19 protein-coding genes are annotated in these 18,185 nt (G+C 66.7%); 14 read left to right on the top strand and 5 right to left on the bottom strand.

The annotated features are described in order from the left end of the window. The first annotated feature begins 37 nt into the window (after positions 1-37). From EWH10_RS05655 to EWH10_RS05625, 7 genes are all read left to right on the top strand, one after another. Positions 38-1,096 (top strand): efflux RND transporter periplasmic adaptor subunit, encoded by a 1,059-nt coding sequence (locus EWH10_RS05655; RefSeq protein ID WP_044661715.1) that lies wholly within the window; start codon positions 38-40, stop codon positions 1,094-1,096. A gap of 12 nt (positions 1,097-1,108) precedes the next feature. Further along, entirely contained in the window at positions 1,109-4,213 is a 3,105-nt protein-coding gene (locus EWH10_RS05650; protein WP_044661716.1) for an efflux RND transporter permease subunit, read from the top strand. Positions 4,214-4,233: 20 nt separating this feature from the next. Next, positions 4,234-4,782, top strand: a complete 549-nt coding sequence (locus EWH10_RS05645; RefSeq protein WP_025549710.1) for a TspO/MBR family protein — start codon at positions 4,234-4,236, stop codon at positions 4,780-4,782. Positions 4,783-4,827: 45 nt separating this feature from the next. Then, positions 4,828-5,118 carry an accessory factor UbiK family protein gene (locus tag EWH10_RS05640; RefSeq protein WP_007683948.1) on the top strand — a complete coding sequence of 97 codons (291 nt, stop codon included), beginning with the start codon at positions 4,828-4,830 and terminating at the stop codon, positions 5,116-5,118. 91 nt (positions 5,119-5,209) lie between these two features. Then, positions 5,210-5,716 carry a type III secretion system chaperone family protein gene (locus tag EWH10_RS05635; RefSeq protein WP_025549709.1) on the top strand — a complete coding sequence of 169 codons (507 nt, stop codon included), beginning with the start codon at positions 5,210-5,212 and terminating at the stop codon, positions 5,714-5,716. Between the two features lie 11 nt (positions 5,717-5,727). Then, complete coding sequence (locus EWH10_RS05630) at positions 5,728-6,540, top strand: pyrroline-5-carboxylate reductase family protein (RefSeq protein ID WP_044661717.1); 813 nt, start codon at positions 5,728-5,730, stop codon at positions 6,538-6,540. 70 nt (positions 6,541-6,610) lie between these two features. Beyond that, positions 6,611-7,114, top strand: a complete 504-nt coding sequence (locus EWH10_RS05625; protein ID WP_044661718.1) for an asparaginase domain-containing protein — start codon at positions 6,611-6,613, stop codon at positions 7,112-7,114. Positions 7,115-7,175: 61 nt separating this feature from the next. On the opposite strand, the gene EWH10_RS05620 is transcribed toward EWH10_RS05625, so the two are convergent. Together EWH10_RS05620 and EWH10_RS05615 are read right to left on the bottom strand one after the other, a co-directional pair. Beyond that, entirely contained in the window at positions 7,176-7,817 is a 642-nt protein-coding gene (locus EWH10_RS05620; RefSeq protein WP_044661719.1) for a hypothetical protein, read from the bottom strand. A gap of 104 nt (positions 7,818-7,921) precedes the next feature. Beyond that, positions 7,922-9,367, bottom strand: a complete 1,446-nt coding sequence (locus EWH10_RS05615; RefSeq protein WP_044661720.1) for a sigma-54-dependent transcriptional regulator — start codon at positions 9,365-9,367, stop codon at positions 7,922-7,924. A 169-nt stretch (positions 9,368-9,536) separates the two neighbouring features. On the opposite strand from EWH10_RS05615, the gene EWH10_RS05610 reads away from it, so the two are divergent. From EWH10_RS05610 to EWH10_RS05580, 7 genes are all read left to right on the top strand, one after another. Further along, the gene (locus tag EWH10_RS05610) at positions 9,537-9,644 is read left to right on the top strand and encodes an aa3-type cytochrome c oxidase subunit IV (RefSeq protein WP_226869800.1); all 108 of its coding nucleotides are present in this window, start codon (positions 9,537-9,539) and stop codon (positions 9,642-9,644) included. Between the two features lie 29 nt (positions 9,645-9,673). Further along, on the top strand, positions 9,674-9,943 hold the full coding sequence (locus EWH10_RS05605; RefSeq protein ID WP_044661721.1) for a proton-translocating transhydrogenase family protein: 270 nt from the start codon (positions 9,674-9,676) through the stop codon (positions 9,941-9,943). Then, positions 9,943-10,752, top strand: coding sequence for an NAD(P)(+) transhydrogenase (Re/Si-specific) subunit beta (locus EWH10_RS05600; protein ID WP_229742508.1), 810 nt, complete (start codon positions 9,943-9,945; stop codon positions 10,750-10,752). The genes EWH10_RS05605 and EWH10_RS05600 overlap by 1 nt, the downstream gene beginning before the upstream one ends. Positions 10,753-10,811: 59 nt before the next feature. Then, entirely contained in the window at positions 10,812-11,504 is a 693-nt protein-coding gene (locus EWH10_RS05595) for an aspartate/glutamate racemase family protein (protein WP_025549702.1), read from the top strand. Between the two features lie 304 nt (positions 11,505-11,808). After that, complete coding sequence (guaB, locus tag EWH10_RS05590) at positions 11,809-13,266, top strand: IMP dehydrogenase (protein ID WP_025549701.1); 1,458 nt, start codon at positions 11,809-11,811, stop codon at positions 13,264-13,266. Positions 13,267-13,312: 46 nt separating this feature from the next. Further along, entirely contained in the window at positions 13,313-14,488 is a 1,176-nt protein-coding gene (locus EWH10_RS05585; protein WP_044661723.1) for an RsmB/NOP family class I SAM-dependent RNA methyltransferase, read from the top strand. A gap of 77 nt (positions 14,489-14,565) precedes the next feature. Continuing rightward, entirely contained in the window at positions 14,566-15,084 is a 519-nt protein-coding gene (locus tag EWH10_RS05580; protein ID WP_044663058.1) for a tetratricopeptide repeat protein, read from the top strand. A gap of 512 nt (positions 15,085-15,596) precedes the next feature. Here the strand turns inward: EWH10_RS05580 and ndk are convergent. From ndk to EWH10_RS05565, 3 genes are all read right to left on the bottom strand, one after another. Further along, complete coding sequence (gene ndk, locus EWH10_RS05575) at positions 15,597-16,019, bottom strand: nucleoside-diphosphate kinase (RefSeq protein WP_007684133.1); 423 nt, start codon at positions 16,017-16,019, stop codon at positions 15,597-15,599. A gap of 93 nt (positions 16,020-16,112) precedes the next feature. Beyond that, positions 16,113-16,562 carry a DNA polymerase III subunit chi gene (locus EWH10_RS05570; RefSeq protein ID WP_025549699.1) on the bottom strand — a complete coding sequence of 150 codons (450 nt, stop codon included), beginning with the start codon at positions 16,560-16,562 and terminating at the stop codon, positions 16,113-16,115. 151 nt (positions 16,563-16,713) lie between these two features. Then, positions 16,714-18,159, bottom strand: coding sequence for a leucyl aminopeptidase (locus tag EWH10_RS05565; protein ID WP_044661724.1), 1,446 nt, complete (start codon positions 18,157-18,159; stop codon positions 16,714-16,716). Positions 18,160-18,185 lie beyond the last annotated feature (26 nt).

The raw sequence follows: 18,185 nt of genomic DNA, 5'->3' as shown, positions 1-18,185 counted from the left end.
ATTTGAGTCGCTTGCAAAGGCCGATTAGCCCGATCCCATGCGCACCATCCTGCCTGTCTTCCTGATCGCGCTGACCCTTTCCGCCTGTGGCGGTCAAAAGGAAAAGAAGCCGCGTCCTTCCGCACTGGTCGAAGCCGCGCCCATATTGCGCGAAACCTTCACCGACAATCTGGACGCGGTCGGCACCGCCTTCGCCAATGAGCAGGTGGTGTTGTCCGCCCCGGTGACGGAGCGGATCGTCTCTCTCAATTTCAGCGACGGCGGCTATGTCGGCAAGGGGCAGGTGATCGCGTCCCTGGCCGTGGGTCAGGAGAAGGCGGAACTCGCCGCCGCCCAGGCGCAGGCGCTTCAGGCGCAGCAGCAACTGGAGCGCATCAAGGCGTTGAAGGAGCGGGGCTTCGCAACCGCCGCCAGCCTCGACAGCCAGGTCGCGCTGGCCAATGCCGCCCGCGCCAGCGCGCAGCAGGCCCGCGCCTCCATCGGGGACCGCGTGGTGCGCGCACCCTTCTCCGGCTGGGTCAGCCTGCGCATGGTGTCGCCCGGCGCCATCGTCACCGCCGGCACGCCGATCGCCACGGTCAGCGACATTTCGCGGATCAAGCTGGACTTCACCATCCCCGAAACCCGCCTGGCGCTGGTGCGGGAGGGGCAGCCGATCAGGGCGGTCTCCGCCGCCTGGCCCGACCGGCCCTTCACCGGCACCATCGCCACCATCGATCCGGTGATCGACCCCGCCACCCGCGCCGTCCGGATACGCGCCATCCTGCCCAATCCCGACCGCGCGCTGAAGCCCGGCATGCTGCTGACGGTGAATGTGCTTGCGAAGCAGCGCCAGTCGCTGGCCGTGCCCGAGTTGGCGGTCGTGGGCGATGGCGAGGATCGCTTCGTCTTCTTGGTGGAGGATGGCAAGGCCAGGCGGACCAGGGTCGATACCGGCATCCGCCAGAACGGGCTGGTCGAGATATTGGGCGGGGTGAAGCCGGGCCAGACGGTCGTCACCGACGGCGTCGTCAAGCTGACCGACGGCGTGCCCGTCCGCCTGCCCGGCGACAAGCCGGAAGCGAAAAGCGCCAGCGCCGGCCGGGCGGCCGGTTAGGGAGGCGCGGCCATGCAGCTTTCGGACCTGTCCGTCCGTCGCCCGGTCTTCGCGGCGGTCGTCGCGGTGCTGCTCTGCATCGTCGGGGTGGTCGGCTATCTCAGCCTTTCCATTCGCGAATATCCCGATACCGATCCGCCCATCGTCTCGGTGGAGACGACCTATACCGGTGCGGCGGCGTCGGTGGTGGAAACCCGTATCACCCAGATCATCGAGGATGGCGTCGCGGGCGTACAGGGCATACAGAACATCACCTCGACCTCGCGCGACGGCGTCTCCTCGATCAGCATCGAATTCGATCCGTCGCGCGACATCGATTCCGCCGCGAACGACGTGCGCGACCGCGTGGGCGGCGTGGTGGAGGATTTGCCGGAGGATGCGCTCGCGCCCGAAATCCGCAAGGTCGATGCGGATGCGCGGTCGATATTGTTCATCGTGTTCACCAGGGACGGCTGGACCCCGACGCAGATCGCCGACTATCTCGACCGCAATGTGCTGGACCGTTTCTCGGCCATTGACGGCGTCGCCCGCGTCACCGGCGGCGGCGACGAACGGCCCTCCACCCGTATCTGGCTGAATGCGGAGAAGCTGACCGCCTTCGGCATCACGCCGGGCGACATAGAGGCCGCCCTGCGCGCGCAGAATGTCGAACTGCCCGCCGGGCGCTTCGAATCGAAGGACCAGAACCAGACGCTGCGCGTCGAGCGCGCCTTTTCCACGCCCGAACAATTCGCCCAGCTTGTCGTCGGGCGCGGTGCGGACGGTTATCAGGTGAAGCTGGGCGACGTCGCGCGGATCGAGCAGGGCGCGGAAAACCCCTATACCTCCTTCCGCTCCAACGCCGCGACAGGCGTCGGCGTGGGCATCATCCGCCAGTCGGGCGCGAACACGCTGGAGGTCGCGGAAAAGGCGAAGGCGCTGATCGCTGAACTGCGGCCCACGCTTCCCGCGGGCATGAAAGTCACCATCGGATCGGACGAATCGCTGTTCATCAGCCGCGCCATCGACAATGTCTACGACACGCTGGCCGAAGCGGCGCTGCTGGTCGTGCTGGTCATCTTCCTCTTCCTCGGCTCCCTGCGCGCGACGATCATTCCGTCGGTCACAGTGCCGATCTGCCTGCTGGCGACCTGCGCGGTCATGTGGCTGCTGGGGCTGTCGATCAATCTGCTCACGTTGCTCGCCTTCGTGCTGGCCATCGGCCTGGTGGTGGACGACGCCATCGTCGTGCTGGAGAATGTCTATCACCGCATCGAACAGGGGGAGGACCCGCTGGTCGCCTCCTATCTCGGCACGCGGCAGGTGGGCTTCGCCATCATTTCGACCACGCTGGTGGTCTGCGCGGTGTTCGTGCCGGTGATGTTCCTCGCCGGGCAGACGGGCCTGCTCTTCCGCGAACTCGCCATCGCGATGATCGCCGCCATCGCCTTTTCGGGCTTCATTTCCCTGAGCCTCGCGCCGATGCTCTGTTCGAAGCTGTTGCGTCATTCCGAACGGTCACGCCTGTCGCGCTGGGTCGACGACCGGTTCCAGCGGCTGGAGGCGGGCTATGCGCGGCTGCTGGACCGTGTGCTGAAACGGCCCGTCCTCGCTCTCGTGCCCGTGCTGCTGTTCCTGGCGGGGGCGGGCGTGCTGTTCACCACGCTGCCGACCGAACTGGCCCCGGCGGAGGATACCGGCGTCGTCGATGGGCAGGTGACAGCGCCCGAAGGCACCGGGTTCGACCGCATGAACGCCTATATGCATAGGATCGAGACCGATCTTCAGCCGTTGCGCGATGAAGGCACGCTGCAGGTGCTGAACATCCGTGCCCCCGCCGGCTTCGGCACCAGCGACGATTTCAACGGCGGCAACATCATCGCCTTCCTGCGGCCCTGGGAGGACCGCACGATCACCACGGCGCAGGTGGCCGACACCATCAACAAGGTGATCGCCAACCAGCCGGGGGTGCGCGGCAATGTCGCGCCGCGTTCCGGGCTGGGCCGTGGCCGTGGCCTGCCGGTCAATCTGGTGCTGGCCGGTGCGACCTATGAGGGGCTGGTGGCCGCGCGCGACCGCATCATGGCCGCCGCCGCGACCAATCCGGGCCTGATCAACCTCGATTCCGACTATAAGGAGACCAAGCCGCAGATGCGGATCGAGGTGGATCAGCAGCGGGCGGGCGACCTGGGCGTGTCTGCCAACGACATCAGCCAGGCCTTGCAGACGCTGCTCGGTTCCCGCCGCGTCACCACCTATGTCGACCGGGGCGAGGAATATCGCGTGCTGGTGCAGGCAGAGCGGGAGGGGCGGCAGACCCAGGCGGACCTCGAACGCATCAATGTGCGCAGCCGCACCGGCGTCCTCGTGCCGCTGTCCGCCGTGGTCACCGTCCGCGAGGTCGCCGGTCCGCGCCAGCTCAACCGCTACAACAAGCTGCGCGCCATCACGCTGACGGCCGCTCTCGCGCCGGGCTATTCGCTGGGCGAGGCGCTGGGTTTCCTGGAGGAACAGGCGCGCCAGTCGCCTGAGGTGCTGGCGCTCGGCTATCGGGGCGAGAGCCAGTCGCTGCGCGAGACCGGCGGGTCGATCTGGCTGGTCTTCGGGCTCACCATATTGATCGTCTATCTGCTGCTCGCCGCGCAGTTCGAAAGCTTCGTCCATCCCGGCGTCATCATCGCCACCGTGCCGCTGGCCGTGGCGGGCGGCGTGCTGGGGCTGGCGCTGACGGGCGGATCGGTCAATCTCTACAGCCAGATCGGCATCGTCATGCTGGTGGGGCTGGCGGCGAAGAACGGCATCCTAATCGTCGAATTCGCCAACCAGCTGCGCGACGAGGGGCTGGAGATCGGCGCGGCCATCCGTCAGGCCGCCGCCCGGCGCCTGCGCCCGATCCTGATGACCTCCATCGCGACGGTCATCGGCGCCGTGCCGCTGGTCATTCGCGGCGGCGCGGGCGCGGCGGCGCGCCATTCCATCGGCGTGGTGGTGGTTTCGGGCGTCAGCCTGGCGACGCTGATCACGCTGTTCCTGATCCCGATCCTCTATTCGCGGGTTGCAGGACGAACCGTTTCACCGCAAACCGTCAGTCGGCGGCTTGACTCGGCCTTGAAGGATTCGCCCGAAGCCGCCGAATAAAAGGTGGAGCTTCGTTGCCGATGAACGAGATTGCGTCTCCGGGTCAATTACGTCTTGCCTATGCGCGCTGGGCGCTGGTTACTGTGCCTGCGATTGTTTTCCTTGGCTTTCTTTCGGGCAAGCTCGCCAATAGTGGCTATGGCAATCGCTGGTTCGCCGCCCTCGCCAAGCCGGAGCTGATCCCGCCCGGCTGGGTCTTCGGCCTTGCCTGGACCGTGCTCTACATATTGATGGCGCTCGCCTTCGCCATCGTCCTGCACGCGCGCGGCGCACGAGGGCGGGGCATCGCGATTGCGGCCTTCATCGTGCAACTGGGCCTCAACCTCCTCTGGTCCCCGCTTTTCTTCCGCGCGCATCTGGTGGACCAGGCGCTGCTGCTGATCGTCCTGCTGTTCCTGCTCGTCGCCGTCACGACCGCGCTGTTCTGGCGCGTCCGCCGCGTCGCGGGCCTGCTGCTGCTGCCCTATCTGTGCTGGCTGGCCTTCGCCTCCTACCTCAACTATGAGATCGGCCGCCTCAATCCGGACGCGGAAAGCCTTGGCAAACCCGCGCTCCAGACCCAGATATGATTTTTGGCGCCGCCCATCGCGGCGCCGCACGGAAGGATAAGCATCATGCAGAGCGAAAACCGCTTTTTCGACGACCTTGCCAAGCTGGTGAACGGCGCGGCCGGAACCGTCGCGGGCATGAGCCGGGAATTCGAGACCAATGCCCGCGAAAAAGCCAAGCAGTGGATCGGCGGCATGGATTTCGTCAGCCGCGACGAATTCGACGCGGTCAAGGCGTTGGCCGCCGCCGCCCGGGAGGAGGTGGAATTGCTGAAGGCCCGTCTCGACGCGCTGGAGGGCAAGGCGTCCGAACCGGTCAAGCAGACGGTCCGGGCCAAGCCCAGGGACGGCGAATAACCGGCTGATTTCCGGCGGAAGCGGAGTTGTCCACGCATTTTCCATGCCGCCCCGGTTTCCACCGGCGCAAAAAATGCTTTAAGGCGCGCAGATGATGGACAGCGACGAATATGAAAATGGCGGTCAGGAGGCCGCGCCGATCGACATGCTGGCCGCCTATTTCGAGGCGCATGGCTGGAGCTACGATCAGGTCGGTGAGGATGAGATCGTCGCCAGCACCCAGGGGTCCTGGGCGCAATATGAGCTGCGCGGCATCTGGCGCGACGAGGACCAGGTGCTGCAGATGCTCGCCTTGCCCGACATCAGGGTGAATGAGGACAAGCGCAGCGCCATCTACGAAACGCTGGGCCTGATCAACGAACAGCTTTGGCTCGGCCATTTCGAGCTCTGGTCCTCCAGCGGCATCGTGCTGTTCCGCCACGGCGCGCTGCTGGGGGCGGGCGGCACGCTGACGCTCGACCAGGCGCAGATATTGGTGGAAACCGCCATAGACGAGTGCGAGCGCTTCTATCCGGTGTTCCAGTTCGTCCTCTGGGGCGGCAAGACCCCGACGGAGGCGATTTCCGCCAGCCTCATCGAAACGCGCGGCGAAGCCTGAGACCCTTTCCCATGACCGACATCTGGCCCGACCATCTTTTCCTTGTCGGCTGCGGCAATATGGCGGGGCAGATGCTGCGGCGCTGGCTCGCCTGCGGCCTCGATCCGGCGCGGGTGGTCGTGTTGCGTCCCAGCGGCAAGGCGGTGGCGGAAGGGGTGAGGGTCGTCACCGACTATCCCGCCTCTCTGCCCGCCGGCACCACCATCCTGCTGGGCATGAAGCCCTATCAGCTTGGCGATGTCGCGGGCCTGCTTGCGCCGCTTTGCAGCGCCGATATGCGGATCGTTTCGATCCTTGCGGGAACGCGGCTCGCCGATCTGCGCGCCGTCTTCCCCGCGGCGGCGGAAATCGTCCGCGCCATGCCCAACCTGCCGGTGGGCATAGGGGAGGGTGTCACCGCGCTCCATGCGGATGCCGCATTCCCGGCGGCGTCGCGCAAGGCGGTGGAGGCGTTCATCGCCCCGCTAGGCCTTGCCGAATGGATTGCGGATGAAGGCCAGTTCAACGAAGTCACCGCGCTGTCCGGCTGCGGACCCGCCTTTCTGTTCCGCTTCGTCGATGCCCTTGCGCGGGCGGGCGAGGCGATCGGCCTCTCCGCCGAGCAGGCCGGGCGCATGGCGCTCGCCACCGTGCGCGGCTCTGCCAGCATGGCTGCCATGGCGAGCGAAAGCCCGGCCGTGCTGGCGGATCGCGTGGCCAGCCCCGGCGGCATGACGCGGCAGGGTCTGAACGTGCTCGATGCCGATGGTCGGTTGCTGAAGCTGCTCACCGATACGCTGGTCGCCGCGCGCGACCGGGGCGAGGCGATGGCCCGGGGCGAATAGGGCCGGGGCGGTTCACCTCTTCCCGAAAATCCCATAGAGAAACGACATTTCCCTCCTTTGGAGTCCTGCGATGCTGTCCCCCGAAACGTCCATCCTTGTCCTCACCACCGGGGGGACGATCGACAAGATCTATTTCGATGCGCTGTCGAACTATCAGGTGGGCGAAACGGTGGTGGCGAAGCTGCTGGACATCGCCCGCGTCAAGCGGCCCTTCCGCATCGAGGAAGTGGTGCGCAAGGACAGCCTGGAACTGGACGATGCCGACCGCGCCCTGATCCGCGACCATGTGGCCGCCGCGTCTGAAAGCCATATCGTCATCACCCACGGCACCGACACGATGACGGAGACGGCGAAGCTGCTTTCCGCCATCGCCGGCAAGACGGTCGTGCTGGTGGGCGCGCTCGCCCCGGCGCGTTTCGGGGAAAGCGACGCCAGCTTCAACCTCGGCATGGCCTTTGCGACGGTGCAGCTTGCCGCGCCGGGCGTTTACATCACGATGAGCGGGTCGGTCTTCCGGGCCGACAGGGTGGTGAAGGATCGGGAAAAGGGCGCCTTCGTCCCGATTGGCGGGTGAGTTTGCGCTGGGGGTGTTCCTGGTCGATCGGGGGACATTTCCCCTCTCGCCCATGATCCCTTCATGACCGGCCGCTTCGGCGTGTGCCGGCATTCTCCGCCGCCACGGGAACCGCGCCGCCCTCCGGCGTCTGCGCCTTTGGCGCGAAGATGCGGAGGCTGTCGAGCGTCTTTTCCGCCATCGCCTGATATTGCTCGCTCAGCATTTCAGGATAGACGAAGCTGGCCGTGACGATCGAGCCGTCCGGCTGTTTCATCAGGCGCAGCGCGACATTGTTGCCCTCGCCGTCATTGGCGGTGCCGCGATATTCGTTATCGCCGATATAGTCGCCGCTCACCCCTTCGGAGCCTTCGCTCACCGTCTCGACGATCTGTTGCAGCGTCTGGTCGCCCTCCTTCTTCTGCCAGAAGATGCGGACGTCCGCGCCCGCGCCGGGGTCCTGATAGACCACGCCATCCGCATTGCTGGAGGCCGCGTCCTTCTGCCAGCCTTCGGGGAAGGTGATGGAAAAGCCGCGCTCGACATTGACATAGTTGCGGGATGCGGGCGTGTCGGCCTTCGCTTCGGCCATCGCCCTAGCCGCGGCGGCATTGGCGGCGGCGGCGAGTTCGTCCTGGCTTGGGAGGTCCTCCACCGGTTCCGCGCGGCCGCAGGCGACCAGCAGGAGGAGGGGCATGGCGGCGGCGAGGATGGCGCTTTTCATCGCTCCCCCAAAGCATAGCCGCCGCGACATTTCAACGCCGCAACCGCGTGTGGCGCGATGGGACGACGGCAGTGCGGGGCGTCCGCCCGCGGCAGCCGGTCCGATCAGGCAGCGCTGTCGATGCCCAGTTCGGCGAGCTTGCGGTAGAGGGTCGAACGGCCGATGCCCAGCCGCCGGGCCACTTCGGTCATGCGCCCGCGATAATGGCCGATGGCCAGGCGGATGACGTCCGCTTCGATCTCCGCCAGTTGGCGGACATGGCCGTCGCCTTCGAACAGGGTGATGCCGGCGGCCTCCCGATGCGGCTGCGGCACGGCATGAAGCCGGCCACGGGACTCGCCATGGCCGCGCCCGCGAATATGGGCGGCGATCTGTGGAAAATCCTGGGGCGTAAGAGCATCGCCCTCGCACAGCACCGCGGCGCGGAACAGGGCGTTCTGAAGCTGGCGCACATTGCCCGGCCAGTCATGCTGCATCAGCAGCGCCAGCGCGTCGTCGGTAAGGCCAAGGCCGCGCAATCCCGGCTGGGTCGCGATGCGGGCGAGCAGATGGCGGCACAGCGCCGGCACATCGCCCAGACGTTCGCGCAGCGGCGGAATGGTGAGCTGCACGACGTTGAGGCGGTAATATAGGTCTTCGCGGAAGCGCCCCGCCTCGATCTCGTCATGCAGCCGCTTGTTGGTGGCGGCGATGACGCGGACATCGACATGGATCGGGCGGCGCGCGCCTATGGGCTGGACTTCGCCGTCCTGAAGCACGCGCAGCAGCTTCACCTGCGCGTCCAGCGGCATTTCGCTCACTTCGTCTAGGAAGATCGTGCCCATGTCGGCCGCGACGAATTTGCCGACCTGCCGGTCGAAGGCGCCGGTGAAGGCGCCGCGTTCATGGCCGAACAGGTCGGATTCCACCAGATTGGCCGGGATCGCGCCGCAATTGACGGTGATCATCGCCTGCTTGTGGCGGGGGGAAGCGGCGTGGATCGCGCGGGCGATCACATCCTTGCCGACGCCGCTTTCGCCCTCGATCAGCACGGGGACGCGGGCGCGGGCCGCCTTGGCCGCGATGGCGAGCGCGGCGCGGAACTGCGGCGCGGCGCCGACCACATCCTCGAAGGACAGGGCGGCAGGGATCTTTTCGGTCAGCGGGCGCAACTCGCCCTTGCCATGTTCGCCGTTCAGCGTGGCGTTGAGCGCGGCGAGCAGCCGCTCAGGCGCGATCGGCTTGGCGAGATAGTCGGTGGCGCCGGCCCGCATCGCCTCCACCGCGACGGCGACATTGTTATGCGCGGTGAGGATCAATATGGGCAGGGCCGGCCGGCGGGCGCGCAGTTCGCGGATCAGGCCGGTCGGCTCATAGCTCGGGCTCCACTGGTCGAGCAGCACGGCGTCGAGCCGCATGCCGTCCTGCGTGCCCAGCATCGCAATCGCGGTGTCGCCGTCATTGGCGAAGATGGTGCGCCATCCCGCACGGGCGGCGAGAGCCGACACCAGCCTGCGCTGCGCCGGCTCGTCGTCGATCAACATCAGCATCGGAACGCCGTCGCGCGCCATCCTTACCCCTCATAAGCGAACTGGTGCCGAAGGTAGGGAAGAGGGGTAAAGACCGGCTTAACCGGAAAAATTTTCTTGTCCGCTGACGGCTTGAGGGGGAGAGGGCTTGGCGATAAGAGGATGCCGCGAAACGGACAGAGAGGGACAGTGCATGGCTTCGGACGGGAATATGAACAGCGCAACCCAGACCTATGAAGGGTTCGTGGCCCTCATCAAATGGGGAACCATCGCCAGCGCCGTCGTCGCCGCTCTGGTCGTGCTGCTGATCGCTAGCTAAGCCAGGCTTGATCGCTGAAGGGGGAGCAGATGACGCCGTTCCTTCTCCCCTGCTTTTTGGCGGCCTGCATCGTCGGGGCGCTCGTTGCATGGCGGGCGCGGCCGGACGAGGGCTGGGCGCTCGTTTCCGTTCTTCAGATGCTGTCATCCGCCATTCTGGTCGGCGCGCTGATCGTGGCGGCGGAGGCGGGCAGCAGTATCGCCCGGACATTGGGCCTGCTGGCGATAGTAGCGGGCAGCGCCGGGTTTTGCGGCGGTTTGGTGACGGCGCGGCGGATCGGCATGCCGCCGCGGCCATGATGGAAGGCGTGAACGCGGCGATCCTCGCCGGCTGGTCGCTGGCTGCCTTATTGTTCGCGGCGGCTCTGCTGGCCCCGCTTGGCGGCGGGTTGCGGCGGGGCGCGCATCTGGCGGGCGCCGCGATGATGGTTGCGGGCGCCGTGACCCTCTACAGCCATGATGTCATGGCCCTGCCGCAAATCTGCGCGGCGCTGATCGCGGGAAGCGCGATCGGGCTGGCGCTGGGGCGCGGCATGCCGCGATCCGCGCTTCCATCGCTGATGAGCGGTCTCATCGGACAGGCCGGCCTGGCGGCCGTCTTCATCGGCGGAGCGGCCTTGCGCGATCCGCATGCCTTCGGCCTGCTGGACGATGCGACGGACCGGCTGCGCATCGAGGGCGCCGCTGCGATCGGCGCAGCCGTCGCCTGCGGGGCCATGGCCTGCGCGGGGGGGGCGGCGGTCCTGTGGCGCGGGGCGGCGGGGCGGTGGCATCCGCTTGCGGCTGCTGCCATGCTGCCGGCGACCGGCGGGCTGGTCGCGGCCTTCATCGCGACTCCGGACCTGGGCAGGCTCCTTGCCTGCGTCGGAGCCGCATGGCTTGCGGGCTGGACGGTTGTGAAATGGGCCTTGTCGTGGGGAACCGGACCTGCGCTGGCGCTGGTGGGCGGCTTTGCAGGCTGGTCGCTGGCGGCGTCCGCTTTCCTGATGGAAAATATGCCGATGGCCGTCGCGGGAGGGCTGGCGGGCGCGGCGGGCAGCCTGTTCGGCGCGCGCCTTTGCGGCGGTGCGGGCAGGAAGGGGCTTGCCGATGCGGGACGCCGTCCCTAACGATTTGGGCGAGGGACAAGCCTGTCCGGTTTTGTCGGCGCATGGGGATAAGCGGATTCATGAAGAAGCTCGGCCTGATAGGCGGTCTCAGCTGGACGTCGACGGCGCGCTATTATCAGATCATCAACCAGGCGGTGTATCGCGCCCGGGGCGGCCAGCATAGCGCTCCGCTGCTGATCGAAAGCCTGGATTTCGCGGACATAGGCCGTTCCATCACCGAAGAGGAATGGGCCCATGCGGCCGATGTGCTGACCGCGTCCGCCAGGCGGCTGGAGCAGGGCGGGGCGGCGGCCTTGCTGATCTGCGCCAATTCCATGCACCGCGTCTATGACGATGTGCAGGCGGGCGTCGACATTCCGATCGTCAACATCGCCGAAGCCGTAGGGCGCAAGATGCAGGCCGACGGCATCGAAAAGGCCGCGCTGATCGGCACCCGCAATGTAATGACGGAGAAATTCTATCGCCAGCGGCTGGTGGCGCACGGCATATCGCTGCTGCCCCCGGACATGGAACTGGCCGAGCGGATCGACCGGATCGTCTATGACGAACTGACCATCGGCAAGGTCAGCCGCGAGTCGGAACGCTATATGAAGTCCGAACTCACCGACATCGCCAAGGAGAATGTGCAGGCGGCGATCCTGGCGTGCACCGAATTGGAGATGATCGTCGATGTGAAGGCGAACGTCCTGCCGATCTATGACGGCACCAGCATCCATGCACGTGCGGGCGTGGACGTGATCCTGGGGGATTGAAGCGTCTGGACCTTTGGCGGGCCAGACCCCAATCCTCCCTCCGCGCAGCGGACGAGGGAGCGAAACGCGCCGGCGTCGAGACGCCGGACGCCGCCAATCCGGGGCGGCGACGGGAATCGCCTGCTTCTCTCGAACCTTCACCTTCCACCCCGTTGCGCGCCGCGCAGGGATTTTCTCGCCTCCGCAATAAAATGCTTTCGGGGGTCTGGCTGTTTTGCCGGTTAATGGTTACATGGGCCGCCACGAATCCCCCAGCGATCATGCCAGGCCCCCGCATGAAACGCGCAGCAGAAAGTGGCTTCACATGGACATCCGCCTTGGCCTCACCTTTGACGACGTGCTTTTGCAGCCCGCCGAATCCGATGTGCTGCCCAGCCAGGCGGACACTAGCACCCATGTGACCCGCGCAATCAAGCTCAACATCCCGATCCTCTCCTCCGCCATGGACACGGTGACGGAGGCGGACATGGCGATCGTCATGGCCCAGCTGGGCGGCCTTGGCGTGTTGCACCGCAACCTGTCGGTCGAGGAACAGGCCGACGCGGTACGCGCGGTCAAGCGCTTCGAAAGCGGCATGGTGGTCAATCCGATCACCATCACGCCCAATGCGACGCTGGCCGATGCGCAGATGCTGATGACCCGCCACAAGATCAGCGGCATTCCGGTGGTCGAGGCGTCGGGCAAGCTGGTCGGCATCCTCACCAATCGCGACGTGCGCTTTGCGGAGAACCCCGCCCAGCCCGTCAGCGAACTCATGACCCGCGACAATCTGGCCACGGTGAAGACCGGGGTGGGCCAGGACGAAGCGATGCGCCTGCTGCATCAGCGCCGCATCGAAAAGCTGCTGGTGGTGGACGATAATTATCATTGCGTCGGCCTGATCACCGTCAAGGACATCGAAAAGGCCGTCACCTATCCGCAGGCGACCAAGGACGCTTCGGGCCGCCTGCGCGTGGCGGCGGCGTCGACCGTGGGCGACAAGGGGCTGGAGCGCAGCAAGGCGCTGATCGACGCGGAATGCGACCTGATCGTCATCGACACGGCCCATGGCCACAGCCGCCAGGTCGCCGTCGCGGTCGAGGCGGTGAAGAAGCTGTCCAACCATGTCCAGGTGGTCGCCGGCAATGTCGCCACCGCCGAAGCGACCAAGGCGCTGATCGGCGCGGGCGCGGACTGCGTGAAGGTCGGGATCGGGCCGGGTTCCATCTGCACCACCCGCGTCGTCGCGGGCGTGGGCGTACCGCAGCTGACCGCCGTCATGGATTCGGCCGAGGAAGCCGCGAAGCAGGGCGTGCCGGTGATCGCGGATGGCGGCCTGCGCACCTCCGGCGACGTGGCGAAGGCGCTGGCGGCGGGCGCGGGCTGCGTCATGGTGGGCTCCCTGCTCGCCGGTACGACGGAAGCTCCGGGCGAGACCTTCCTCTATCAGGGCCGCGCCTATAAGAGCTATCGCGGCATGGGCAGCGTCGGCGCCATGGCGCGGGGTTCCGCCGACCGCTATTTCCAGGCGGACATCAAGGACCAGATGAAGCTGGTGCCCGAGGGGATCGAAGGCCAGGTGCCGTTCAAGGGGCCGGCGAAGGACGTCATCCACCAGCTTGTCGGTGGCGTGAAGGCGGCCATGGGCTATACCGGCAGCGCCACGATCAAGGACCTTCAGGAACGGGCGCGCTTCGTCCAGATCACCAATGCCGGCCTGTCGGAAAGCCATGTCCACGACGTGACGATCACGCGGGAAGCACCCAATTATCCGACGCGGTAAGGCCCTTTTTCCATTCTCTTCCTTTCCCGTGATGGGGGAGTAGCGCATGACCCCGTCCGCACGCGTTCAGGCCGCGATTGAGTTGCTCGACGCCATCATATCGTCGGCGCGTGACGGCGGGCCGGCGGCGGATACGCTGATTGCCCGCTATTTCAAGGATCGGCGCTATGCCGGATCGCGGGACCGGCGGGCGGTGCGCGACCATGTCTATGACGCCGTGCGCCGCGCGGCCGAGCGTCCCGAAAGCGGGCGCGCCGCGATGGTGGGGCTGGCCCGCGAGCGGCCGGAACTGGCGGAACTGTTCAATGGATCGGCCCATGGGCCGGCGCCGATTGCCGCGGACGAGGCGGGAACGGCGGCAGGCGTCGTGCCCGGCTGGATCGACCCTCTGCTGGCCGCGCCCGTGGAGCGCGAGGCCCTGTTGGGCCGGGCGCCGGTCGACCTGCGCATCAACCGGCTGAAGGCCGACCCGGAAAGGGTGGCGTCCTTCTATCCCGATGCGGTGCGTCTGTCCGGCCTGCCCGAGGCCTTGCGCCTGCCCGAAGGCGCGCCGGTCGAGCAGAGCGATCCCTGGAAATGGGGGCAGGTCGAGGTGCAGGATGCCGGCAGCCAATGGATCTCCGCCGCCTGCGGGGCGCAGCCGGGCATGACCGTGATCGATCTCTGCGCCGGGGCGGGGGGCAAGACGCTGGCGCTGGCGAGCGCCATGGCGGGCAAGGGCACGCTGATCGCCGCCGACACCATCCGGTCGCGGCTGTCGCGGCTCGACCCGCGGGCGGAGCGGGCCGGGGCGACCTTCATCGAGACGCTGCTGCTGGATCAGGGGCATGAGGCGGGCGCGCTGCAAAGCCTGCATGGCCGCGCCGACGTGGTGCTGGTCGACGCGCCCTGTTCGGGCACCGGCACCTGGCGCCGCAATCCGGAGGCGCGCTGGCGGCTGACCCCCTCGCGGCTCGACCGGCTGGTGGCGGAGCAGGCGCGAATCCTGGATTTCGCCGCGCCTTTGCTGGCACCGGGCGGCCTGCTGGTCTATGCTACCTGCGCGCTGACGGACCGGGAGGGGCGGGATCAGGTGCGGGCATTTCTGGCACGGCATGAGGGATGGATGGCCGAACCGGCCGATGTGCCGACGGGCCGTGCCCATGGCGACGGGCTGCTGCTGACGCCGGCGCATGACGGGACGGACGGTTTCTATTTCGCGCGGCTGCGACGGACGGCGTGAAAGAGTCGATGGACAAGCGCCCGCAAAATCGCGAGACTTGGACGGAATCAGCGCCTGAAACATGGCTGGAGTTGTGCATGCGTTTTACCCCCGCTTCGATCGCCCTGGCCGTCCTGTTGACCACCGTTTCCAGCGTCGGGCTGACGCAGCGCCCGGATTCGCAGATTTCGCCGCTGTCCATCGAGTGGCAGAAGGCGGGCGAAGCAGCGCGCAAGGCGGGCAATTATCAGGGCGCCACCGATGCGTTGGAAAGCGCGCTGGCGGTCGATCCCCGCAACCGCATGGCCTATATCGAGCTGGCCGAAGTCGCGCGGGCCCAGGGATTGCAGGGCAAGGCGATCCGGCTGTATCGCGAGGCGCTGTTGCTGGAGCCCAATGACGTCGCCGCCTTGGTCGGTCAGGGCGAGGCGATGGTCGAGAAGGGCGCCATCGCCAAGGCGAAGGAAAATCTCGCCCAGGCGCAGGGGCTGTGCAAGGTGAACTGCGCGGCGGTCGGACAACTGGCGGCGGCGATAGAGAAGGGGCCGCCCGCGACGGTGCTGAGCGCGAAGGACAAGGTGCCCGCGCCCAAGGCGGCGGAAACCGAGACGCCCTGACCCGTTTCCGCGGGACTGCTCTCAAATCTTTTACACCGAAGTTCACACGATATGCGCGCGCGTGCCTGCGCGCGCGTGGGCGGGTGCGTGTGGTTTACCGGAGGTTTCAAGGAAGGAAGCGGGATAGACCCGTGGATGCGGCATAGGACAGGCCGAAATCATGTTTCGGTCGAAAATAGGATGCTTTTTGGTTGGCCTGTGGCGATTGGGTTACGGGTGGTCCCTGGTGAAGTCATTCCGGTTCCAGGTTTGGCGGGTTGGATCATTTGAAGGGGGTCCGGAAATGGCCAGTGGCGCACGTTGGCTTTTCCCCTACTCTTGAGGAGAGGGGATTGACGGGTGGGGCAGGGGAAAGTTGATCTGTAACGGCACTCCCCCACCCCACCCTTCAAGCGGGTCACGTTTGAACCTGAAGGGGAGGGGCTTAAAATCCGGTTCCCACCCAAGATTCCAAAAGAAAAGGGCCGGCAGGCTTGTCGCCCCCGGCCCGTTTCCAATCCGACTATGCCGGATCAGCCGACGATTTCGTCCGGCTTGAAGAAATAGGCGATCTCGATCGCGGCATTTTCCTCGCTGTCGGAACCATGGACCGAATTGGCTTCGATCGATTCGGCATATTCCTTGCGGATGGTGCCCTCATCGGCATTGGCGGGGTTGGTGGCGCCCATGATGTCGCGGTTGCGCTTCACGGCGTCCTCGCCTTCCAGGACCTGCACGACCACCGGGCCGGAGATCATGAACGCGACCAGATCGGCGAAGAAGGGGCGTTCCTTGTGCACGGCGTAGAAGCCCTCGGCCTGCTCGCGGCTCATGCGGATGCGTTTGGAAGCGACGACGCGCAGGCCCGCTTCCTCCAGCTTCTTGGTCACGGCGCCCGTCAGGTTGCGACGGGTCGCGTCGGGCTTGATGATCGAAAAGGTGCGGGTCACGGCCATAAGGCTCAAAAGCTCCGAATTGTTGGGATAAGTTGGCGCGCCCTTTAGACCGGGCCGCAGCCTATCGCAAGAGGGCTGATTTTTGGCCCATGCTTATGGACCTTGCACCCATTTGCGGCCTTCCTGCCGCCAGAATCGTGGCGTGACGCCATCGCGTTTGGCGAGATCGCGCCAGCTTGCCCGCGCGCCTTCGACGGTTTCCGCGTCGAAGAAGTAAAAGGCCCGCTCGAAACCCAGCGCCTCTTCGCGCCAGAGGCCATCGGCCAATGCGACATGCCGTGCCCCATTGGCGGTCAGATCGACGCTTGGGCAATCCTGCGCCAGCAGCACCGGCTGCACCGATTCGCCGCCCTCGCCCGCCCGGCCATGCGCCAGGAAGCTTTCCGGCGGCCCCGCCCACAGCCCGGCGGAGATTCGCTCCAGCCGTTCAGGCTCGCGCGCCACCACCAGCAGCCGCTCGCCCATGCCCAGGATACGGCCCGCTATGGCGGGCAGCACCTGTTCCACCGGATCGCGGCTGAGCTGGTAGAAATCGACTTGCATTCTTCACGCTCTAACCGTTCGCCCCGGGCTTGTCGAACCGAAGGTCGGCGAGGCCAACGGCTTCGACAGGCTCAGCCCGAACGGGGCGGGGTTTTAGCCAGACAATGCTTGCCCTCGGTCCGGACCAAATCAAACCGAACGGGAAGAAAGATCAGCTCTCGAACTTGTCCGCGACATAGCGGTCGAGCAGCCGCACGCCATAGCCGGTCGCGCCCTTGTCCCATGTCGCGCCGGGCTTGTCGGCCCAGACCATGCCCGCAATGTCGAGATGCGCCCATTTCACGCCCTCATCGACGAAGCGCTTGATGAACTGCGCCGCCGTGATCGACCCGCCATAGCGCGGCCCGATATTCTTCATGTCGGCAATCGGGCTGTCGATCAGCTTGTTGTAGGCGTCGCCCAGCGGGAAGCGCCACAACTGGTCGCCCGCCGCCTTGCCCGCCGCGATCAGATCGTCGGCCAGCCCGTCGTCATTGGAGAAGATGCCCGCATATTCATTGCCGAGCGAGATGATCATCGCCCCGGTCAGCGTAGCAAGGTCGATGATCACCTCCGGCGCATAGGTCTTCTGCGCCCAGGTGATGACGTCGCACAGCACCAGACGCCCTTCGGCATCGGTGTTCAGCACCTCGATCGTCTGCCCGGACATGGAGGTGACGATGTCGCCCGGCCGCTGCGCATTGCCGTCCGGCATATTCTCGACCAGCCCGCAAATGCCGACGACGCGCACCTTCGCCTTGCGCCCTGCCAGCGCCTTGATAGCGCCCGCCACGGCCCCGGCGCCGCCCATGTCCCATTTCATGTCTTCCATGCCCGGCCCGGGCTTCAAGGAAATGCCGCCCGTGTCGAAGGTCACGCCCTTGCCGACGAAGACCAGCGGCTTTTCGGTCGCGCCACCCGTGCCGTCCCATTCCATCGCCAGCAGGCGCGGCTCGCGCACCGAACCCTGCGCCACGCCCAGCAGCGCGCCCATGCCCAGATCCGCCATCGCCGTCTTGTCCAGCACGGTGATCTTGACGCCCAGCTCCTCCAGAGGCTTGCAGCGCTCGACGAAGCTTTCGGGGTAGAGGATGTTCGCCGGTTCCGACACCAGCTCGCGGGTGAAGGCCACGCCCGCCGCGACCGCGGACCGGCTTTCCCAGGCCGCCCCGGCGTCGCTCGAAACCAGCGTGATCCGCTTGAGCGTCGGCTTGGCCTTTTCCGCCTGCCGCGTGCGATAGGTGTCGATCCGCCAGCCGCGCAGCGACGCGCCGAAGGCCAGCGCCGCCGCCTTGTCCCCGCTCGCGCCGCCGAAGAATTCGACCGCCGCATGGGTCGCGCCGCTGGTCGACAGGCGCGCCGTCAGCGCGCTGCCCGCGCGCTCATAATCGGCATCGCTGCCCCCGCCGGTGCCGACCAGCACCACGCGCAGCACCCTGCCGCCTTCCTCCACGAAGCTCTCGAAGCTCGACCCCGCTTCGCCCGTGAAGCGCGCCGCGGCGGCGCCCGCCGCCAACACGGGCGCGGCGCTCAGGGGCAAGGCGTCGAAACCGCCCTTCGGCACGGCGAAGGCCAGCGTATCGGCTTCGGGACGGACGGGGCTGAACGCGATTTCCATCTAGGGTCCTTTATTTCCTGCAAGGC

The sequence above is a fragment of the Sphingobium fuliginis genome (assembly GCF_004152845.1).
Classification (GTDB): domain Bacteria; phylum Pseudomonadota; class Alphaproteobacteria; order Sphingomonadales; family Sphingomonadaceae; genus Sphingobium; species Sphingobium fuliginis.
Note: the sequence above shows the minus strand (reverse complement) of the source record. Positions and strands in the feature narration are given on the sequence as shown.